The organism is Aquabacterium sp. (assembly GCF_041915145.1).
Lineage (GTDB): Bacteria > Pseudomonadota > Gammaproteobacteria > Burkholderiales > Burkholderiaceae_C > Aquabacterium.
The window spans coordinates 32,246-50,150 of the sequence record NZ_JAYSBZ010000006.1 but is presented as its reverse complement, the minus strand read 5'-3'; the positions used below and the strand labels follow the sequence as shown (position 1 = coordinate 50,150).

The 17,905-nt window shown below is 65.5% G+C and carries 18 protein-coding genes and 1 tRNA gene; 8 read left to right on the top strand and 11 right to left on the bottom strand.

Annotated features, from left to right (window positions below; genetic code table 11):
- Positions 1 to 30: 30 nt before the first annotated feature.
- Positions 31 to 2,352 carry a DNA topoisomerase IV subunit A gene (gene parC / locus ACE3SS_RS02195; protein ID WP_374590806.1) on the top strand — a complete coding sequence of 774 codons (2,322 nt, stop codon included), beginning with the start codon at positions 31 to 33 and terminating at the stop codon, positions 2,350 to 2,352.
- A 65-nt stretch (positions 2,353 to 2,417) separates the two neighbouring features.
- Here the strand turns inward: parC and ACE3SS_RS02190 are convergent, their stop codons facing one another.
- Both ACE3SS_RS02190 and ACE3SS_RS02185 read right to left on the bottom strand, forming a co-directional pair.
- A complete protein-coding gene (locus tag ACE3SS_RS02190) occupies positions 2,418 to 2,903 on the bottom strand; it encodes a DUF4405 domain-containing protein (RefSeq protein ID WP_374590804.1) in 486 nt (161 codons plus the stop codon).
- A gap of 173 nt (positions 2,904 to 3,076) precedes the next feature.
- Complete coding sequence (locus tag ACE3SS_RS02185; RefSeq protein ID WP_374590802.1) at positions 3,077 to 3,274, bottom strand: hypothetical protein; 198 nt, start codon at positions 3,272 to 3,274, stop codon at positions 3,077 to 3,079.
- A gap of 228 nt (positions 3,275 to 3,502) precedes the next feature.
- Between ACE3SS_RS02185 and ACE3SS_RS02180 the strand changes: the two genes are divergently transcribed.
- Positions 3,503 to 4,171, top strand: a complete 669-nt coding sequence (locus ACE3SS_RS02180) for a glutathione S-transferase (RefSeq protein WP_374590800.1) — start codon at positions 3,503 to 3,505, stop codon at positions 4,169 to 4,171.
- Positions 4,172 to 4,195: 24 nt separating this feature from the next.
- Here ACE3SS_RS02180 and ACE3SS_RS02175 read toward each other — a convergent pair whose 3' ends face one another.
- A complete protein-coding gene (locus ACE3SS_RS02175) occupies positions 4,196 to 5,686 on the bottom strand; it encodes a protein kinase (RefSeq protein ID WP_374590798.1) in 1,491 nt (496 codons plus the stop codon).
- Positions 5,687 to 5,708: 22 nt separating this feature from the next.
- Complete coding sequence (locus ACE3SS_RS02170; protein WP_374590796.1) at positions 5,709 to 6,452, bottom strand: metallophosphoesterase; 744 nt, start codon at positions 6,450 to 6,452, stop codon at positions 5,709 to 5,711.
- 123 nt (positions 6,453 to 6,575) lie between these two features.
- On the opposite strand from ACE3SS_RS02170, the gene ACE3SS_RS02165 reads away from it, so the two are divergent.
- On the top strand, positions 6,576 to 7,496 hold the full coding sequence (locus ACE3SS_RS02165; RefSeq protein WP_374590848.1) for a metallophosphoesterase: 921 nt from the start codon (positions 6,576 to 6,578) through the stop codon (positions 7,494 to 7,496).
- Between the two features lie 47 nt (positions 7,497 to 7,543).
- Here ACE3SS_RS02165 and gloA read toward each other — a convergent pair whose 3' ends face one another.
- The 5 genes from gloA to lptF form a co-directional block, all read right to left on the bottom strand.
- Positions 7,544 to 7,948: a lactoylglutathione lyase gene (gene gloA / locus ACE3SS_RS02160; protein WP_374590794.1), complete on the bottom strand. Its 405-nt coding sequence runs from the start codon at positions 7,946 to 7,948 to the stop codon at positions 7,544 to 7,546.
- Between the two features lie 98 nt (positions 7,949 to 8,046).
- The gene (locus tag ACE3SS_RS02155; protein ID WP_374590792.1) at positions 8,047 to 9,015 is read right to left on the bottom strand and encodes a CysB family HTH-type transcriptional regulator; all 969 of its coding nucleotides are present in this window, start codon (positions 9,013 to 9,015) and stop codon (positions 8,047 to 8,049) included.
- Positions 9,012 to 9,431, bottom strand: a complete 420-nt coding sequence (locus ACE3SS_RS02150) for a sirohydrochlorin chelatase (protein ID WP_374590790.1) — start codon at positions 9,429 to 9,431, stop codon at positions 9,012 to 9,014. Before ACE3SS_RS02150 ends, ACE3SS_RS02155 begins: the two co-directional genes overlap by 4 nt.
- A 32-nt stretch (positions 9,432 to 9,463) precedes the next feature.
- Positions 9,464 to 10,573 (bottom strand): LPS export ABC transporter permease LptG, encoded by a 1,110-nt coding sequence (gene lptG / locus ACE3SS_RS02145; RefSeq protein ID WP_374590788.1) that lies wholly within the window; start codon positions 10,571 to 10,573, stop codon positions 9,464 to 9,466.
- A gap of 39 nt (positions 10,574 to 10,612) precedes the next feature.
- A complete protein-coding gene (lptF, locus tag ACE3SS_RS02140) occupies positions 10,613 to 11,701 on the bottom strand; it encodes an LPS export ABC transporter permease LptF (protein WP_374590786.1) in 1,089 nt (362 codons plus the stop codon).
- A 96-nt stretch (positions 11,702 to 11,797) separates the two neighbouring features.
- Between lptF and ACE3SS_RS02135 the strand changes: the two genes are divergently transcribed.
- The 5 genes from ACE3SS_RS02135 to ACE3SS_RS02115 all read left to right on the top strand — a co-directional run bounded on the left by ACE3SS_RS02135 (position 11,798) and on the right by ACE3SS_RS02115 (position 15,772).
- The gene (locus tag ACE3SS_RS02135) at positions 11,798 to 13,372 is read left to right on the top strand and encodes a leucyl aminopeptidase (protein ID WP_374590784.1); all 1,575 of its coding nucleotides are present in this window, start codon (positions 11,798 to 11,800) and stop codon (positions 13,370 to 13,372) included.
- A 29-nt stretch (positions 13,373 to 13,401) separates the two neighbouring features.
- Positions 13,402 to 13,830, top strand: a complete 429-nt coding sequence (locus ACE3SS_RS02130) for a DNA polymerase III subunit chi (RefSeq protein ID WP_374590782.1) — start codon at positions 13,402 to 13,404, stop codon at positions 13,828 to 13,830.
- Positions 13,827 to 14,444 (top strand): hypothetical protein, encoded by a 618-nt coding sequence (locus tag ACE3SS_RS02125; RefSeq protein ID WP_374590780.1) that lies wholly within the window; start codon positions 13,827 to 13,829, stop codon positions 14,442 to 14,444. The genes ACE3SS_RS02130 and ACE3SS_RS02125 overlap by 4 nt, the downstream gene beginning before the upstream one ends.
- Before the next feature lie 77 nt (positions 14,445 to 14,521).
- Positions 14,522 to 15,640, top strand: coding sequence for a branched-chain amino acid ABC transporter substrate-binding protein (locus ACE3SS_RS02120; RefSeq protein ID WP_374590847.1), 1,119 nt, complete (start codon positions 14,522 to 14,524; stop codon positions 15,638 to 15,640).
- A 41-nt stretch (positions 15,641 to 15,681) separates the two neighbouring features.
- Positions 15,682 to 15,772 (top strand) — tRNA-Ser (locus ACE3SS_RS02115).
- Between the two features lie 165 nt (positions 15,773 to 15,937).
- Here ACE3SS_RS02115 and ACE3SS_RS02110 read toward each other — a convergent pair.
- Both ACE3SS_RS02110 and ACE3SS_RS02105 read right to left on the bottom strand, forming a co-directional pair.
- The gene (locus tag ACE3SS_RS02110) at positions 15,938 to 17,395 is read right to left on the bottom strand and encodes a hypothetical protein (RefSeq protein ID WP_374590778.1); all 1,458 of its coding nucleotides are present in this window, start codon (positions 17,393 to 17,395) and stop codon (positions 15,938 to 15,940) included.
- On the bottom strand, positions 17,392 to 17,799 hold the full coding sequence (locus ACE3SS_RS02105) for a hypothetical protein (RefSeq protein WP_374590776.1): 408 nt from the start codon (positions 17,797 to 17,799) through the stop codon (positions 17,392 to 17,394). Before ACE3SS_RS02105 ends, ACE3SS_RS02110 begins: the two co-directional genes overlap by 4 nt.
- Between the last annotated feature and the right edge of the window lie 106 nt (positions 17,800 to 17,905).

Below are 17,905 nucleotides of genomic sequence, written 5' to 3'. Positions count from 1 at the left end.
CCGGGTTACCCGAGAAAAACACTCCCACCGATGTCCCAGCAAACGCTTGAACTCCATTCGTCCGGTTCCGATGGCGGCGATTCGCTTTCGTTGTCGCAATACGCCGAGCGCGCCTATCTCGAATACGCGCTGAGCGTGGTGAAGGGGCGCGCGCTGCCCGACGTGTGCGACGGCCAGAAGCCCGTGCAGCGGCGCATTCTCTACAGCATGCAGCGCATGGGCTTGTCGTTCAACACGGCAAGCGGCCCCAAGCCCGTCAAGAGCGCCCGCGTGGTGGGCGATGTGCTCGGCAAATACCACCCGCACGGCGACACGGCGGCGTATGACGCCATGGTGCGCATGGCGCAGGACTTCGCGCTGCGCTACCCGCTGATTGACGGCCAGGGCAACTTCGGCTCACGCGACGGCGACGGCGCGGCGGCCATGCGTTACACCGAGGCGCGCCTGGCGCCGATCACGCGTTTGCTGCTTGACGAGATCGACGAAGGCACCGTCGACTTCGCCCCCAACTACGACGGCACCGAGCAAGAGCCCAAGCTGCTGCCGGCGCGTCTGCCCTTCGTGCTGCTCAACGGCGCCAGCGGCATCGCCGTGGGGCTGGCCACCGAAGTGCCCAGCCACAACCTCGCCGAGGTGGCGACCGCGGCCGTGGCGCTGATCAAGAACGACAAGCTGAGCGACGACGAACTGCACGGCCTGATCCCCGGCCCCGATTACCCTGGCGGCGGGCAGATCATCTCCAGCCATGCCGACATTCGCGAGGCCTACCGCACCGGGCGCGGCTCGCTCAAGGTGCGCGCACGCTGGAAGATCGAAGACCTGGCGCGCGGCCAGTGGCAACTGGTGGTGACCGAGCTGCCGCCGGGCACCTCGTGCCAGAAGGTGCTCGAAGAAATCGAGGAGCTGACCAACCCGAAGATCAAGGCGGGCAAGAAGGCGCTCAGCGCCGATCAGTTGCAGCTCAAGACGACGGTGCTGAGCGTGCTCGACGCGGCGCGCGACGAATCGAACAAAGATGCCGCTGTGCGCCTGGTGTTCGAGCCCAAGACCAGCAAGATCGACCAGCAGGAGCTCATCCACACCTTGCTGGCGCACACCAGCCTGGAGTGCTCCGCCCCCATCAACCTGACGATGATCGGCGCCGATGGCCGGCCGACGCAAAAGAGCTTGCGCCAGGTGCTGACCGAGTGGGTCGGCTTCAGACTGCAGACGGTGCAGCGCCGCACGCAGCACCGGCTCGACAAGGTGCTCGACCGCATCCACATCCTCGAAGGCCGGCAGTTGGTGCTGCTCAACATCGACGAGGTGATCCACATCATCCGCAACAGCGACGAGCCCAAGGCCGCGCTGATCGAGCGCTTCAAGCTCAGCGAGCGGCAGGCCGAGGACATTCTTGAAATCCGCTTGCGCCAGTTGGCACGGCTCGAGGCGATCAAGATCGAGCAGGAACTGGCCGAGAAGCGCGCCGAGCAGGCCAAGCTCGAAGAGATTTTGGGGAGCCCGACCGCGCTCAAGCGCACGGTCATCAAAGAAATCGAAACCGACGCCAAGCAGTTCGGCGACGCGCGCCGCACGGTGATCCAGGAAGAAAAGAAGGCGGTCGTCGAGGTGAAGGTGATCGACGAGCCGGTGACGGTCGTGGTGAGCCTCAAGGGCTGGGTGCGCGCGCGCCAGGGCCACGGGCACGATGCGGCGGCGTTTGCCTTCAAGGCGGGCGATGGGCTGTACGGCACGTTCGAATGCCGCACCGTGGACCCGCTCATCGTGTTCGGCAGCAACGGGCGCGTTTACAGCGTGCCGGTGAGCAGCCTGCCGGGCGCGCGGGGTGATGGCCAGCCCATCACCACGATGGTCGACCTCGAGTCCGGCACGCAGCCGCTGCATTACCTGGCCGGCGCGGCCGACACCACGCTGCTGCTGGCCAACACCGGCGGCTTCGGCTTGCTGGCGAAGCTGGGCGATCTGGTGTCACGCCAGAAGGGCGGCAAGAGCTTCTTGACGCTCGACGCGCAAGACAAGCTGCTGCTGCCCGTGGTGGTGGCGCCCACGCACAAGCACGTGGCCTGCCTGGCGCTGGGTGGGCGGCTGCTGGTGTTCGGGCTCGATGAGCTCAAGCTGCAACCCAACGGCGGGCGCGGCCTGACCCTGATGGACGTGGACGCCAAAGACCCGCTCGTCTCGGTGGCCACGGTGGCCGACGGCGTGCGCGTGGTCGGGTCAGGCCGGGGCGGCAAGCCCAAGGAAGAAGACGTCAAGCACTCGGCGTTCGCGGCTCACATGGGCAAGCGCGCCCGCAAGGGCAAGGCGGTCGAAGGCTTGCAAAAGGTGATGCGGCTGTTGCCGCTGGGCTGATCTGATCGTGCCGGGGTGACCGGGCTGGCCGCTGCGCCAGTCGGGTCACGCCTGGCGGATCGGGTTCAGGGCAGGATGGCGCCCAGCGCCTTGAATTGCTGTCCTTGATCGGGGCCGGCGATGTCGGCCACGCTCTGGCCGGCGTTGGCACTCTTGAACCCGGCCGCTTGCAGCTTGGCCACCAGCGCCTCAGGCGCCTGCCCGACCAGCGGCGCCACGCTCGTCAGCGGAGCATGCAACACGACCTGGGTGGCGCGTTTGCCCGGGTGGCCGCCTTCTTCGTCTTCCTTGATGAAGAACGATGCCGCCAGGATGGCCGCGAAGACGCCGATCACCACGAGCGCAGTCGGACGCGCCAAGTGGCGCTTGAAGGCGGTCCAGTTGGCGGTAACGTGCGTGCCCACGCCGATCACCATGGCCCAACCCAGCCACTCGTGGGCCTCCTTGTTGAGTCCGGTGTCGAGATGGAAAAACATCAGGAGGCCGGTGACAGCCATCAGCAAAAAAGCGCCGATGGTCAGCGGGGTGGCCCAGTCGCGGGAAATGGTCATGAGGTGCTTACGTCAGGTTGGTCAGTCTGTGTCGGGCAAACAGGCTTGATGCAGCATTGGCCCGTGCCAACTTCACAGTGTGCGACTGACATGTTGCTGACGTTTTGCCGGCGCGCAAAGTCGCCAAGCAAAAAGCCGCGACGAGGCGCGGCTTTTTTGGCGGAAGCTGGGGCTCAGGTGCCGCGCTGGAGCCGCGAAAACAACTCGGCGGCTTCGTTGCGCACGCTTTCCATGATGCGGTCGTCGCTGAGGACGACGTATTCCTGCATGGCGAGCGAGAGGCGGTGGAGTTCGTCGCGGAGTTCAAACAGGGCCGATTGAAGGTCTTGCAGACGACCCTTCATTTGGTTGGGGGTGTGCTCGTCTGACATCTCGGCTCCTTCTCTACGCGTACAACTCAATTGCGATAGGGCACTCTAGCGGCGCGCCGCACGTGGGCCAACCCTGATTCAGGGGGGCGGAGCTTTGTAAAGGCGCTGTTTACCAAGAGGGGCCAAGTCGTGTGGGCATATCGGTGACGGAGCGGCACGAATCCACCCTCTCGGCACAATGCCGAGCCCAGATTTGGCCAATACGCTTACCCCTGTCGAGGTCGCAACATGATCACCGTTCACCACTTGCAAAACTCCCGCTCGCAGCGCGTGCTGTGGCTGCTCGAAGAGTTGGGCCTGCCCTACGAAGTGAAGCGCTACGAGCGCGACGCGCAGACGCTGCTGGCGCCGCCGGAGTTGTTCAAGGTGCACCCGCTGGGCAAGTCTCCTGTGATCACGGATGAGGGGCTGACGGTCGCGGAGTCCGGGGCGATCATCGAATACCTGATGGATCGGCATGCCGAGGGGGTGCTGCGGCCGGCCGGCGGTACCCCTGAGCGTCTGCATTACACCTATTGGCTGCACTATGCGGAAGGCAGTCTGATGCCCTTGCTGGTGATGACTTTGGTGTTTCGGCGCATTCCGTTGAGTCCGATGCCGTTCTTCGTCAAGCCGATTGCCAAGGCACTTTGTCAGAAAGTAGCGGCCACCTTCTTGAAGCCGCAGATCGAGCGCCACCTGAAGTTCATTGAGCAGCACTTGGCCCAGCATGAGTGGTTTGCCGGCAGCGTGCTCACGGCGGCTGACGTGCAGATGAGCTTTCCGGTCGAGGCCGCGTTGGCTCGTGGGGCCAAGCCGGGGCAGTATCCGAAGATGGAGTCATGGCTCAAGCGGGTGCAGGCGCGCGAGGCCTATCAGCGGGCGCTGGCCACCGGTGGGCCCTACGAAATCTTGTGAGGTCGCGCGGGCCGGACGCCGACGCTAGCCGCGCGCCCTGACCACCGTCACCGAGCAATCGGCCTGGGCCACCACCTGCGACGACACACTGCCCAGGTAGCGTCGCAGTGCCGAGTTGCCGCGCGCGCCCATCACGATGTGGTCCACGCGGTTCTTGCTGGCGAAATCGACGATGGCGGCGGCGGGGTCGGGGGCTTCGAGCACGTGGAAGGTCAGCCGGTTTTCTTCGAGGTTGAGCTTTTGCGCCAATGAGCGCGCCCAGTGCTTGAGCTCGACGAGCTTCTTGACGTGCACGCTGTTGCCCTGGCTGTCGGTGAGCTGGTCCATGCCGATGCGGGCGGTTTTCATGATGGTGACGCAGGCCAGGCGCGCGCCGGGTTCCATTTGCAGGATGCGCCGCACCGTGCCGCGCAGCTGACGCAGCAGTTCAGCCTCGCCCTCGGTATCGACGGCGGCCATGATGATGGGGCTGCGCTCGACCTGCTCGCTGGTCGTGGCCTGGCTGGGCTCGGAGCCGAGCGCGAAGAACCAGCGCTTGAGCGTCTTGACGCTGCCGGAGGTGCGGATGCGCTCGGCGCGCTTGGTCAGCGTCACCTGACCGGGGTGCTGCAGGTCGAGCGCCAGCTGAGCGGCGCTCTGGTAGCGCGCTTCGGGCTTCACTTCGAGGCAGTGCAGGATGATTTCTTGCAACCACCACGGCACTTCTTCGTTCACGGCGCGCGGCGGCACGGGCTCGACGTACAGCCGCTTGCGCAGCCCGCTGACGCTGCCCGGGTTGCCGAAGGGCCGCTCGCCGGTGGCCAGGTAGTACAGCATCACGCCCAGCGCGAACAGGTCGCTGCGCGGGTCGTTGCGCACGAACTGCACCTGCTCGGGCGAGATGTAGGGCCCGGTGCCCATGGGCAGCGAGAACTCCTCTTCGAGCAGGTCGGGCAGGTGCTCGTGGCGCGACAGGCCGAAGTCCACCAGCACCGCCTCGCCAGTGGGGCGGAAGAGGATGTTGCTGGGCTTGATGTCGAGGTGCACCACATGCTGGCGGTGCAGGTCGTCGAGGGCCTGGGCGACGCGGGCGCCGATGTCGGCCACTTCGTCGGCGGGCAGCGGGGTTTCGTCGAGACGCTCGCGCAGCGTTTGCCCCGGCAGGTGTTCCATCACGATGAAAGGCTGACGAGTGAAGTCGCCCTTGGCGACGTACTTGGGGACGTGCACGCCGCCGAGCATCGGCATGATCATGCGCTCGACCTCGAAGCCGACGATGCTGGTCGGGTCCTCGCCGCCCTTGATGCGCGGCACTTTCATGATCAAGGGCAGATCAGGTTCGCCCTCGACCGGTGGCGCGACGCGGCGCACCCGCCAGATGGCCGCCATGCCGCCCTGGTGGATGCGTTCTTCGAGCTCGAAGCCGTCGATGACCTGGCCGACCTGCAGCGGGCCCGGCAGCTGGATTTCGTCCAGGCTGCCCGGCTGGGTTTCGCCAAGTTGGCTGGGGATTTGCGAGGGCGGATCTTGATTCATGAGTCAGCGAGGCTGATGCGGCTCAGTGGCCGTGTTTGAGGCGCTCGGCCAGCGGCGGGGGCAGACCGGCAGCCAGGATCTTGGCGGCGGCGGCGTCGGTGTCGTAGGGGACGCGGTGGAAGGTCAGCACCTCGTTGGCCTCGTCGAAGATGGCATAGCAGGCGGCCGGGTTGCCGTCGCGCGGCTGCCCCGCCGAGCCCGGGATGGCGAGCCAGCGCCGCAGCGGTGACAGCGGGATCGGGATGCCCGGAGCGGGTTGGAAGTCGCCCGCCTTCGAGGTCAGCGAGAGGTGATACAGCTTGGGCTCGTGCATGTGGCCGCAGAAGGTGTAGCGCGCCGAGGTGGCTTGCAGACTGCGGATGGCTTCGAGCCGACCGTCGATGTAGGCCCAGCCGGACGGTGCGAAGGCGTTGGCGTGCACGAACAGGGTGCTGCCGGACTCCTGCATCAGCGGCAGTTCGTCGAGAAAGCGCAACTGCTCGGCGTCGAGCTGGTCGCGCGTCCATTGCACGGCGGCGTTGGCGTCTTCGCGCATGGCGGGTTGCGGCCCGCGCACCGTGGCCTCGTCGTGATTGCCCTTGACGGCAAACGCGCCCGCCGCGACGAACTCGCGCAGGCGATCGACCACCCACGCCGGGTCGGCGCCATAGCCCACGTAGTCGCCCAGAAAGGCGTATTGATCGATGTGTTGTTGTGCGGCGTGCGCCAAGACCGCTTCAAGCGCCTCGCGGTTGGCATGCAGATCGGTCAGCAGGGCAAGTTTCATGTCTCGTTTCTACCTCGACGCGGCACGGGGCTGGGAGAGGGCTAGCCAGCGGTGTCACGACTTGCCATTAGAGTGTGCGCCGCAGTGTTGTCATCAATCAGTCGATACGAATTCGTGAGTTTCATGACCAGTTGGTTCTCGGGTTTTCAGCCGTATTACGAAACGGCCCAGTTGGGGTGGTACTTCGCGTTCACCGCGTATTGGGGCAGCTACGTGCTGGTGCCCGCGCTGCTGTGGGCTGGGTGGCGTGGGTGGCGTCAATGGCCTGCGCGGCGCTGGCTGGCGCGCAGCCTGATCGTGGCGCTGTGGCTGGGCACGTCCTGGTTCGTCTACGCGCGTTTCGTCGAGCCGGCCCGCATCACCGTGCAGCAGACCCGGTTGGCGGTGGGCGTGCCGACGCGCATCGCGCTGGTGTCCGACCTGCATCTGGGGCTTTTCAAGGGGCCGGCCTACCTGGAGCGCGTGGTGGACGAGCTGAACCGTCTCGATGTGGACGCCGTGCTCATTGCCGGCGACCACAACTACCGCCCGAGCCAGACGCTGGACGAGTTGCTGGCGCCCTGGAAGCGCTGCAAGCACCCGGTCTACTCGGTGCCCGGCAACCACGACGAAGAGCGCCCCGGCCCGCCGCTGCAGGCGGCCTTGCGGGCGGCATTGCAGCGCAACGGCGTGCACACGGTCGAATATGAGCATGTCGATATGGGCGGCTACTACCTCGTGGGTATCGGCGACCACCTCGCGCGCCGCGACGGCATCGGCGCGCTGATGGCCACCCCCACCGACAAGCCCCGCGTGCTGCTGTTTCACAACCCGCTGACGATCTGGCACGTGCCCAAGGGGGCCGCAGCGCTGGCGCTGGCGGGGCACACCCACGGCGGGCAGATTCGCCTGCCCTACATCACCCCGCGCATGCTGGGCGAATTCGACAAGGGCTTCTATCCCCATACCACGGTGCCGCTGTTCATCACCTCCGGCCTGGGCGAAAGCCACCTGCCGCTGCGCTGGGGCGTGCCGCCCGTGATCGACGTGCTCGACCTGCGCTGAGCCCCGGTCGCCCGAAGGCGGGTCGATGGCAGCGGGGTAGCCGGCTTTTAGTCGGTGATTGAGCGCTCGATCAGTTCGATCTTGTAGTCGTCGGGGTCGGTGATGAAGGCGATCACCGTGGTGCCGCCTTTCACCGGGCCGGCTTCGCGGGTGATCGATCCACCGAGTTCGGCGGCCTTGGCGCGCACCGCGTTGCAGGTGGCCGCCACGTCGGGCACCGAGATGGCGATGTGCCCGTAGGCCGTGCCCAGCTCGTAGCGTTCGACGCCGTAGTTGTAGGTCAGCTCCAGCTCGGCGTGCTCGGGGTTGCGACCGTAGCCCAGAAAGGCCAGCGTGTATTGCTGCTCGGGGCGGTCGGTGGTGCGCAGCAATTGCATGCCCAGCACCTGGCTGTAGAACTCGATCGAGCGTTGCAGGTTGCCGACGCGCAGCATGGTGTGCAGGATTCTCATGGGGTGATCCGTCAAAGTGGGTGGGCGGTTTGCGTGGCGGGCAGTCTGCCACCGCTTGAGATGCCTCGGTTGCCGTGGGGGCTCGCCGCGCAGGCCCGTCAGAGCCCGTAATCCGACCCCTCGTGGCCGTTCGACGTGGCCACCATGGCCTGCTCGATCGACTCCCGGCTCAGGCGCTCCGAGATCAGCTCGGCAAAGGCGAACACGAAGTTGCGCAGATAGGCGCCGCGCTTGAAGGCGATGCGCGCCACGTTGCGGCCGAACAGATGCCCCACCGGGCGCGACACCAGCTCGCCGCCGGGCACCATGAGAGGGTCGTCGCGCACGGCCATCTCGGCCACCAGGCCGATGCCCATGCCGAGTCGCACGTAGGTCTTGATCACGTCGGCGTCGAACGCCTCGAGCACGAAGTTGGGCTCCAGATGCCGCTGCGTGAAGGCCTGGTCGAGCCGGGTGCGGCCAGCGAAGGCGGGGTGATACGAGATCAGCGGCTCGCGCGCGAGGTCTTCGAGCGTGACGCGTGGATGTTGCGTGAGAGGGTGGTCGGCGCGCAGCACCAGCACGTGTTCCCACTCGTAGCAGGGCAGGGTCACCAGATCGGGGTAGCCGCTGAGCGATTCGGTGGCCAGGCCAACTTCGGCGCGTTCGGTGAGCACCATTTGCGCCACGGTTTCAGGCGTGCCCTGGTGCAGGCTGATGGCGACCTTCGGGAATCGCTTGCGCAACGCCGCCACCGGGTTGGGCAGCACGTAGCGCGCCTGGTTGTGCGTGGTGGCGATCGACAGCGTGCCCGCCTCTTGCTTGGAGAACTCCTGCCCGATGCGCTTGAGGTTGCCCACCTCGCGCAAGATCACCTCGATCGACTGCATCACCTCCAGGCCGGGCTCGGTGATGCGCTTGAGCCGCTTGCCGTGGCGCACGAAGATGTCCACCCCCAGCTCCTCCTCGAGCTCCAGGATGGCCTTGGATATGCCGGGCTGCGAGGTGTGCAGCGCCTTGGCCGTTTCGGTGAGGTTGAGATTGCGGCGCGCGGCCTCTTGAACGAACCGAAACTGGTGCAGGTTCATGGGTGCCCAGGCAGGTGGATGGGATGGGCGATTATGGGCGGCGACGCGGGAGCGGCCAGCGCCCAGGCGGCCTCGGCCATGGCGCGGGTCACGCTCTCGACTTCGCCAATCGCCGGTGCCAGCTGCCATTGCACGGTGGGGTGGCGCTGGCGCAGGGTTTCGACCAGCGTCGGCAGGTCTTTGCGCACGTGGCCGCCAGCACCCAGAAAGAGCGGCACCACGGTCACGCGGGTGCAGCCCTGGGCGGCTAGCGCGTCGCCGGCATCCGGCAGGTTGGGGCTCATGAATTCGAGAAAAGCCAGTTGCACCGCCACACCGGGTGCACGAGCGCGCAAGGTGGCGGCGACGGCTTCGAAGGGGCCGGCCCAGGCAGGGTCGCGGGCACCGTGGGCGAAGAGGATGATGGCGTCGGACATGGCGAGGTCGGTTTTGGGGGGGATTCGCTAGCTCAGCGATAGCGCACCAGCCACGTGAACGCGGCCAGCGACAACAGCATGTAGACCAGGCTGGGCATCGCGGCGGCCAGCCAGGGCATCCAGCCTTGCAGCAAGCCCAGATGGCTGGACACATTGTTGACCAGCACGAAGCTGATGCCCAGCATGATGCCGATGAACACCCGCAGGCTGATGCCGCCGCTGCGGGCATGCAGGTAGGCGAACGGCAGGGCCAGGCTCATCATCACCAGGCAGGCCAGGGGGTAGAGCGCCTTCTTCCAGAACTGAATCTCGTAGAGCTGCCCCGCCTGCTCGTGGGCCGACAGGTGGTTCTTGTAGGCGTAGAGCGCGCGCGTCGACATCGTCTTGAGCGGCAGCACGGCCGCCGCCACCACGCTGGCGGTGAGCTTGCTGTGCCAGGCGAGGGTGGTAAGTTGCTCGTCGACAGCCTTGCCCTGGTCGCTGCCGGCATCGTGCACGAAGCGGTTGCGGCGCACGCCCTGCATCAGCCAGTTGCCGTTGCCTTCCACGGTGGCGCGTTCGGCGCGGGTGCGGGCCAGCAGGTGCCCGCGGTCGTCGAACTCATAGATGACGATGTCGTTGAACTCGTTGGTGTCGCTGGCGCGGCCCACGTTGACGGCGTAGGTGCGCTCACCTTCAGGCGTGCGCAACGAGTCGCGCAGCCAGGCGCCACCACGCAAGGCCGCGCCTTCGTGAAACTGCGCGTGCAGCACGCTGCCTTGCTGCTCGGCCAGCGGCACCAGGGTGTCGCCGATCACGAAGGTCAGCAGGCCGGCGGCCACGCCCAGGGTGGCGAGCAACGACAGGGCCCGCACGGGGCCGAGCCCGCCCGTGCGCAGAATCGTGAATTCGGACGACTGCGCGAACTGCGCCATGGCGTAGGTGGCACCGATCAACAGCGCGATCGGAAACAGATCGTACAAATGCCCGGGCAGCGCCAGCAGGCATTGCAGCACCGCATGCTGCAGGCGGTAGCCATTGCGCCCCACGTCCTGCAGTTCTTCGACCAGGTCGATGAAATAGAACAGCGCCAGGAAGGCGACCGCCACGAAGACCACGGCCTGGATGATTTCGGTATAGAGCAGTCGGCGAACGGTGCGCATGGTGTGCGGGTGCGATAAACGGAGGGGGCGGCGCTGCGGTCAGCGCGCCAGACGCAGGCGCGGCCACGAGGCCGAACCACCGTCGCGCCACCAGATCCAGAGCAGCGCCAGCGTGAAGATGATGCCGTGAACGCTCACCAGCGTCGGGGCCGCGCGGAACTTGCCCGATGCCACCCAGGCCTGGCTCAGGTTGAGCAGGTTGAAGTAGACGACAAAGGCCAGCAGCGCGGAGATCAGGTTCCAGTTGCCGCCACGGCGCGGGTTGCCGGCCGCCAGGCACACGCCGAGCAGCAGCAAGTTGAGCGTGGTGAAGACCTGCCCGACGCGCCAGACCAGTTCGCCGCGCGCCACGTTGGTGTCGTCGGTCAGCAGGTCGAAGGTGGTGCGGGCCGCCGGCGGGCGCTCGCCCAGGCCAGTCTGGGTGCCGTCGCCCGCCGCGATGCGGGCTTCGTCGAAGCGCGAGACCAGCTTCTCTTGCGTCTTGTCGTTGATCACCACGCGCTGGCCGCGGTCGAGCACCAGCAGGCGCTTGCCTTGTTCGTAGACGATGTGGCCAGACTGCGCGGTGGTGACAGACTCTTCGCCCTTGTCGCGCGACAGGATGAACACATTGCGGCCGAGCTGCGACTGCTGCGTTTCGCGGTCGATGAAGAACACGCGGTTGCCGCTGCGCGAGGTTTGAAACTGCCCGGCGGCCACGCGCGACAGGTCGGAACGCCGCTCGTAGCGGTCTTTCAATTCGGCGCTTTGCGACTGCGCCCAAGGCCGCACCAGCGCCACCACGGCCAGCATGCCGAAGAACACGGGCCAGCTCAGACGCAGCACCGGCCGGACGAAATCGCGCAGCCTCACGCCGCTGGCGAACCACACCACCATCTCGCTCTCGCGGTACATGCGGCTGAGCGCCGACACCACCGAGACGAACAGCGACAGGTTGAGCAGCATGGGCAGCTGCGCGATCACCGTGTAGCCCAGCAGCAGCGTCACGTCGCTCGCGGCGACCGAGCCCTTGGCGGCCAAGCCCAGCATGCGGATCAACAGCATTGTCAGCACGATGGTGAGCAGCACCACCAGGGTGGCGCCGAAGCTGCGAGCCAGCTCTTTGCGAACGGAGGAATCGAATAACATCGCCGAGGAATTGACCTTGCTTGACCTCAACAAGCGGCGCACTCGTCGTGAGTCGTGCGCCCCGATCAAGGTGCCCAATCAGGAAACCGCCGAATTATGGACTTCCGCCACCAAACCATTGCTCCTGAAGACCTTGCGCAACTCGATACCGACGCCCTGTTGGTGTTGGTGAGCGCCGAGGCCCCCGATTTCAAAGGCGTGCCGCTGCCGGCCGCGCTCAAGACCGTGTTGCTCGATGCCCTCAAGGAAGGCGACGTGGCCGCCAAGGCCGGGCGCGTGCTCTACCTGCATCGTCCCGCCGGGGTGCAAGCCGACCGCGTGGTCATCGCGGTGGCGGCCAATGCGTCGCCCAAGGCATTTCGCGCGGCGGTGGCCAAGGGCTTGTCCAGCTTGAAAGAGACCGGGGCCAAGCATGTGCATGTGGCGTCGGTCGGACTCGGCCCGTGGACGGCCGCGCAAGCCGAGGCGCTGGCCACGGCCGTGGGCGATGCCCTCTACGTTTACACGCACACCAAGCCGAGCGCTCCGAAGGCGGTCGATTGGCGTCGGGTGTCCGTGGCCGCGCCTCTGGCCGATGGCGACGCGGTGCATGCCGGTCTGCTACGCGGTCGGGCCATCGCGGCCGGCGTGACGCTGGCTCGCGAGCAGGCCAACCGTCCGGCCAACCATTGCACGCCGCGTCTGCTGGCCGAGGTAGCCCGCCAGCTGGGCAAGGATCAGCATTTCAAGGTCGAGGTGCTCGACCGCGCTGCCATCGAAAAACTCGGCATGGGTTCGTTCCTGTCGGTGGCGCAGGGTTCTGATGAGCCGCCGCGCTTCATCATCCTGCGCTACGAAGGGGCAGCCAAGAGCCAGGCGCCCATCGTGCTGGTGGGCAAGGGCGTCACGTTCGACACCGGTGGCATCTCGCTCAAGCCGGGCGCCGAGATGGACGAGATGAAGTTCGACATGGGCGGCGCGGCCAGCGTGCTGGGCACCTTCCGTGCCGTTGCCGAACTGCGCCCCAAGGTCAACCTGATCGGGCTGATCCCGGCCACCGAGAACATGCCCAGCGGTCGCGCCACCAAGCCGGGCGATGTGGTCACCAGCATGTCGGGCCAGACCATCGAGGTGCTCAACACCGATGCCGAAGGGCGCCTGATCTTGTGTGATGCACTGACCTACGCCGAGCGCTTCAAGCCGGCCGCGGTGGTCGACATCGCCACGCTCACCGGCGCGTGCATCATCGCGCTGGGGCACATCCATTCGGGCTTGTTCAGCCCCGATGACGAACTCGCCGGAGCTCTGCTGAAGGCGGGGCAGGAGTCGCTCGACACCGCCTGGCGCATGCCGCTCGACGATGAATACGAAGAGGGGCTGAAGAGCAATTTCGCCGACATGGGCAACATCGCCGGGCGCTCGGCGGGCTCGGTCACGGCGGCGAGCTTCTTGAAGAAATTCACCAAGGCCTACCGCTGGGCGCACCTCGACATTGCCGGCACGGCCTGGAAGTCGGGCGCGGCCAAGGGCGGTACGGGGCGGCCGGTGCCTTTGCTCACGCACTTCGTGCTGTCGCAGGCCGATGCTGGCAAGCCTGCGCAGCGGGCGGCGTCGAGCAAAGCCGGCAAGACCACCAAGGCCGCGGCCAAACCTGCAGCCAAGAAGGCGGCAAGCAGCCGCGCCCGCGCCTGACGGGGGGCGGAAGTTTCGTCGTTCATCGCATGACCGCTGTCGCTTTTCATTTCAACGTGCCCGACAAGCTGGGCTACACCTGCCGCTTGCTGCGCAAGGTCTACCGCAGCGGCAAGCGCGCGGTGGTGGTCGGCGAGCCGACGCAACTCGATCAGCTCACCCGCCGCCTGTGGGAGTTCGATCCGCAAGACTTCATCCCGCATGTGCGACTCAAGTCGACCGAGGTTACCGAGCGCATGCGGCCCACGCCGCTGTGGCTGGCTGACCAGGCCCGCGCGGCGCCCGATTGCGACGTGCTGATCAACTTGGGCGGCACGTCGCCCGAGGGCGGCGAAGCCTTCGAGCGCCTGATCGAGATCGTGTCCACCGACGAGGCCGACCGCCAGCGGGCTCGCGGCCGCTGGAAGCAATACGCGGCCGAGGGGTGGTCGATCGAGAAATTCGAGGTGCCGGCATGAGCAGCACTCGCATGCCGCCGCGCTTTGTGCCGACCCTCACCGAGGTAGTCGAGTTTCGCGACGCGCTGGTGGTCGGCGATCTGGTGCCCGAGCTACCCGAGCCGCAGACGCCACCCCCGGTAGTTCTCGCAGTTGACCGGATCGAATCGCCTTTGAGCGGGCCGGCGACGATCGGGCTGCCTGCCGAACCCGCTTTGCATCTGGTGGCCGAAGCTGCGCCGGCCGAGTCGCCTGCAGAACCGGCGGCGCGGTTCGAGCCCCAGCCGACCGTTGCGGCTGTTGTCACCGAAGATGTTCCGGCTTTCTTGCTGGCTGCGTCGGGTGGCGCGGTGGTCAACGCGGCCGAACCATCGGCTCTGCCTGCCCAGGCGGCAGGCGCCGCGCCGATGCTCGACGCCGACCACGAAGAGCAGATCGTCCACAACGTGCTGGCCGAATTGCAGCGTCGCACCGATCTGATGCTCGAATATCGCCTGCGCGAAGCGCTCAATCCGATTCTGGCGCGACTGTGCGACACGCTCATCAAGGAAGCCCGAGAGGACCTCGCCGCAACGCTGCGCGACGTGGTCGCGCGAGCGGTGGCGCAAGAGCTGGGCCGGCATCGACCCAAGTGAGCCGGGCGCATCGAGGCGCGTCGGCACCTTCACATTCATCCACGAGGAACAACATGGCATCGACTCGACTGAAAAGCATGCGCGGCCCCCTGGTGCTCGCCTGTCTGACCTTGCTGGGGGCGGAGGCATCGGCGCAGGAGGTGGTCAAGATCGGCCACGTGGCGCCGCTGTCCGGCCCCCAGGCGAGCTTTGGCAAAGACAACGAGAACGGCGCCCGCATGGCTGTTGAAGATCTGAACGCCCAGGGCGTGACGATCGGTGGCAAGAAGATCAAGCTCGAGCTCGTCGCCGAAGACGACGCGGCCGACCCCAAGCAGGGCACGGCTGCGGCGCAAAAGCTGTGCGACGCCAAGGTCAACGGCGTGGTCGGGCATCTCAACTCCGGCACCACCATCCCGGCGGCCAAGATCTACAACAAATGCGGCGTGCCGCAGGTCACCCCGTCGGCCACCAACCCCGAGTTGACCCAGCTCGGCTACAAAACCGTTTTCCGTCTGCTGGCCAACGACAACGCGCTCGGGGCCGGGCTGGCCAACCACGCTGCCAAGCAACTCAAACTCAAGCGCATCGCCATCATCGACGACCGCACCGCTTACGGCACGGGCATCGCCGAGGTCTTCAAGAAGACGGCCTTGGCCAACGGTGTCGAGATCGTTGATCAACAGGCCACCAACGACAAGGCCACCGATTTCATGTCCATCCTGACCGCCATCAAGGGCAAGAAGCCGGACGGCATCTTCTTCGGCGGCATGGGCCCGCAAGCCGGCCCGATGCTGCGCCAGATGCAGCAACTGGGGCTGGGCAAGGTCTACCTGTTCGGCGGCGACGGCGTGTGCACGGCCGAGCTGCCCAAGCTCGCGGCCAACGTCAAGACCATTGAAAACGTGGTGTGCGCGGTTGGCGGCGCGGCGCTCGACAAGCGCGCGCAGGGCGTCGAGTGGAAGAAGCGCTACGACGCCAAGTACCCCGGCCAGTTCCAGATCTACTCGGCCTACGCGTACGACGCCACGATGGTGCTGGTCGACGCCATGAAGCGTGCCAAGTCCACCAACCCGGCGGTGTACGCCGCCAAGCTGTTCGACACCGACTACGAAGGCGTGTCGGCCCACGTTCAGTTCGAGCCAAATGGCGAGCTGAAGAACCCGGCGATGACGCTGTACGTGTATCGCGGCGGCGTGCGCGTATCGACCAACTGAATCGCTGTCGCCACTCAGGCTGGGCTACAATCGCCGGCTCCGGAGAGATGGATGAGCGGTTTAAGTCGCACGCCTGGAAAGCGTGTGTGGGTTAATAGCCCACCGCGGGTTCGAATCCCGCTCTCTCCGCCACTTTGAAGTCCGGCGCAATCCGGCAAAGTCCAAAAGCCCTAGAGACCAACGCTCTAGGGCTTTTTCCATTCCAGCGGTGTCCGCGGGCAACCGCATGTAATCGGGAGCAAGGGGGGGGGGGCTGCGCGGACAAACGGACTGGCAACGCGCTTCCGGCTTTGTTGCCTAGATCAACGTTGCTTGCATCGGTGTATCGGTGAGTAGCCGCGACCAGTCCAAGACATTCAGGATGCCGGTCTTGATCGGGCGCTTCTCGTCCCAGAAGATCAGCGATGACAAAAGCCCTCTTGCTTGCTCGCTTTCGAGCGCGGTCAGTGTCTGGCGAGCTTCGTCCTCGGTGTCGAAGGACAGGTAATACACCGTGTCATCGAACATCACGGGCCGACCGTCAATCGGTGCAACGAGCCGGAATCTGATGGCCTTGTATAGACCGCAGATGGCTATGCGCCACGGTCTGAAAGCGTAGTCGCCTACCCCGAAGATCGAGAAGCGTGGGTTCTTTGCGTAGATCGTGCTGCCGCGTGCGTCGAGTTGCTCCGCGTGCGCTTCCAGATAAGCCCAGGTCTTGGGCGCAAGCTCCCTGATGGAACTCGTATCCGCGCCCACCGTGCGCTGCGTGATCAATACAAACTTGCTGCGCCACTCCTTGTTGCCGCCGATATCGGAGCCCTTCATCAGCGGGAACAAACAGGTTTCTTCGAGCTGGACGATCTCACCCAGACCGTTCTCGTAGCCGGTCGCGCAGCGGGTGAATTCCATCACCGCCGAGGTGTCGTGTTTCACGCCTGAACGCCATTTCTGCGGACTCTGGCCGATGAGGAAGGAGCAGGCCTCGAACGTGTTCAGGTCGCTGACCGTGAGCCCATGGCGGTGACCTACCTTCCGGCCCTGGTGATCCTCAAGGCTGGAGAACACCGCGTAGTCATACGAGGGCACGGCCGCAGGATCAAGACGGATCACCAGCAGGCAGGCGTCCACGGATGCTCCGAAGTGCTTCTTCGCGTCGATCTCCACGATCCGCGCGCCGGCGATGGGCATTTGCTGCCGTTCTGCGTGCGCCAAGACCTTCCTCGCAACGGCAGTCTTGATCAACATCGCCACGTCGCCACCACGAGGCGCGAGCCAGCGCAATACGTCCAGAAGCATCCACTCCGAGATGTCGAAGTTCGCCTTCCCACTGATCGCATCGAACCCATTGAAGCCGAGGAAGTTGGACTTCTCGGGTAGGTTCGTTCCACCGATGGCGCCTTGTGTTGCGCTCGTGACCCACGGGAAGTTGCCAACGATCAGCAGCCGGCCTGGAAGCGTCTTCGTTTGTTCCTTCCAGTCGATCGAGAAGAAGTCTGCGTGTTCAAGTTGGATGCGAGATTCATGCGGGCTGGCACTGAGTCTGCCGCGCAGCGTGTCAAGGTGCGCCTCGTTAACCTCGTAGCCCAACACTTGTCGAGCATCGTTGAACGCATGCGCAGCAGCCAGCACGAAAGCGCCAACGCCGCAGGTCGGTTCGATGACGACATCTGGCCTCAGCCCGAGCGCGCGCAAGTGATTGCAGACCTGCAAGGCCAGGGCGTCCGGTGTCTGGAAGTCACCGAACTCGATACGCCGCTTCTTCTCAATGCTCATACGGAAAGCGGCGGGCTCTTGTAGATTGAACGAAGGCCGGACTCGCCCCCTGCCTTCTCGATGGCGCGACCGTATTGCAGCCGCCATTGCAGGGCGTTGGAGATCGTCAAATAGCCTTGCTCAGGCTTGTTCCGAAGGATTTCCTCGGCCAGGTTTTTCAATTCGATGTCGTCAACGGGAAGGTTCTTTTCGGACATGAAGGCCATCAAGTCTTCCTCGTTGCCCTCGTTGTCCACGATCTGGCGCAGGCCGCGAGTCATCTGGAAGTCTGCCGTGCGCTGCTGCTCCACGAAGACCGTGTCGGTCATACGCAGCGTTGCCGAGCGGGTCGACGAATCGTCCGCTTTGCCGTACACGAAAACGATCAGGCCATAGCCTGGGCCGTAGATTTTCTGGCTTGCCATCCGTCACGCCGAACAATGCCGGTTCGGCGTGTTTGCTTTCCAAGTCTGAGAAGGCCTGCGCTTCCATGCACAGCAGATCAATTGTCAGCGCGAGTTTTGTCATATT

Excerpts from the sequence above, each read along its gene's own strand:
- lptF (WP_374590786.1), bottom strand. The coding sequence starts at position 11,701 with ATGTTATTCGATTCCTCCGTTCGCAAAGAGCTGGCTCGCAGCTTCGGC.
- ACE3SS_RS02125 (WP_374590780.1), top strand. The coding sequence starts at position 13,827 with ATGAGCAGCACTCGCATGCCGCCGCGCTTTGTGCCGACCCTCACCGAG.
- lptG (WP_374590788.1), bottom strand. The coding sequence starts at position 10,573 with ATGCGCACCGTTCGCCGACTGCTCTATACCGAAATCATCCAGGCCGTG.
- gloA (WP_374590794.1), bottom strand. The coding sequence starts at position 7,948 with ATGAGAATCCTGCACACCATGCTGCGCGTCGGCAACCTGCAACGCTCG.
- ACE3SS_RS02130 (WP_374590782.1), top strand. The coding sequence starts at position 13,402 with ATGACCGCTGTCGCTTTTCATTTCAACGTGCCCGACAAGCTGGGCTAC.
- ACE3SS_RS02175 (WP_374590798.1), bottom strand. The coding sequence starts at position 5,686 with ATGAATCAAGATCCGCCCTCGCAAATCCCCAGCCAACTTGGCGAAACC.
- ACE3SS_RS02155 (WP_374590792.1), bottom strand. The coding sequence starts at position 9,015 with ATGAACCTGCACCAGTTTCGGTTCGTTCAAGAGGCCGCGCGCCGCAAT.
- ACE3SS_RS02105 (WP_374590776.1), bottom strand. The coding sequence starts at position 17,799 with ATGGCAAGCCAGAAAATCTACGGCCCAGGCTATGGCCTGATCGTTTTC.
- ACE3SS_RS02185 (WP_374590802.1), bottom strand. The coding sequence starts at position 3,274 with ATGTCAGACGAGCACACCCCCAACCAAATGAAGGGTCGTCTGCAAGAC.
- ACE3SS_RS02135 (WP_374590784.1), top strand. The coding sequence starts at position 11,798 with ATGGACTTCCGCCACCAAACCATTGCTCCTGAAGACCTTGCGCAACTC.
- ACE3SS_RS02110 (WP_374590778.1), bottom strand. The coding sequence starts at position 17,395 with ATGAGCATTGAGAAGAAGCGGCGTATCGAGTTCGGTGACTTCCAGACA.
- ACE3SS_RS02165 (WP_374590848.1), top strand. The coding sequence starts at position 6,576 with ATGACCAGTTGGTTCTCGGGTTTTCAGCCGTATTACGAAACGGCCCAG.
- ACE3SS_RS02190 (WP_374590804.1), bottom strand. The coding sequence starts at position 2,903 with ATGACCATTTCCCGCGACTGGGCCACCCCGCTGACCATCGGCGCTTTT.
- parC (WP_374590806.1), top strand. The coding sequence starts at position 31 with ATGTCCCAGCAAACGCTTGAACTCCATTCGTCCGGTTCCGATGGCGGC.
- ACE3SS_RS02120 (WP_374590847.1), top strand. The coding sequence starts at position 14,522 with ATGCGCGGCCCCCTGGTGCTCGCCTGTCTGACCTTGCTGGGGGCGGAG.
- ACE3SS_RS02170 (WP_374590796.1), bottom strand. The coding sequence starts at position 6,452 with ATGAAACTTGCCCTGCTGACCGATCTGCATGCCAACCGCGAGGCGCTT.
- ACE3SS_RS02180 (WP_374590800.1), top strand. The coding sequence starts at position 3,503 with ATGATCACCGTTCACCACTTGCAAAACTCCCGCTCGCAGCGCGTGCTG.
- ACE3SS_RS02150 (WP_374590790.1), bottom strand. The coding sequence starts at position 9,431 with ATGTCCGACGCCATCATCCTCTTCGCCCACGGTGCCCGCGACCCTGCC.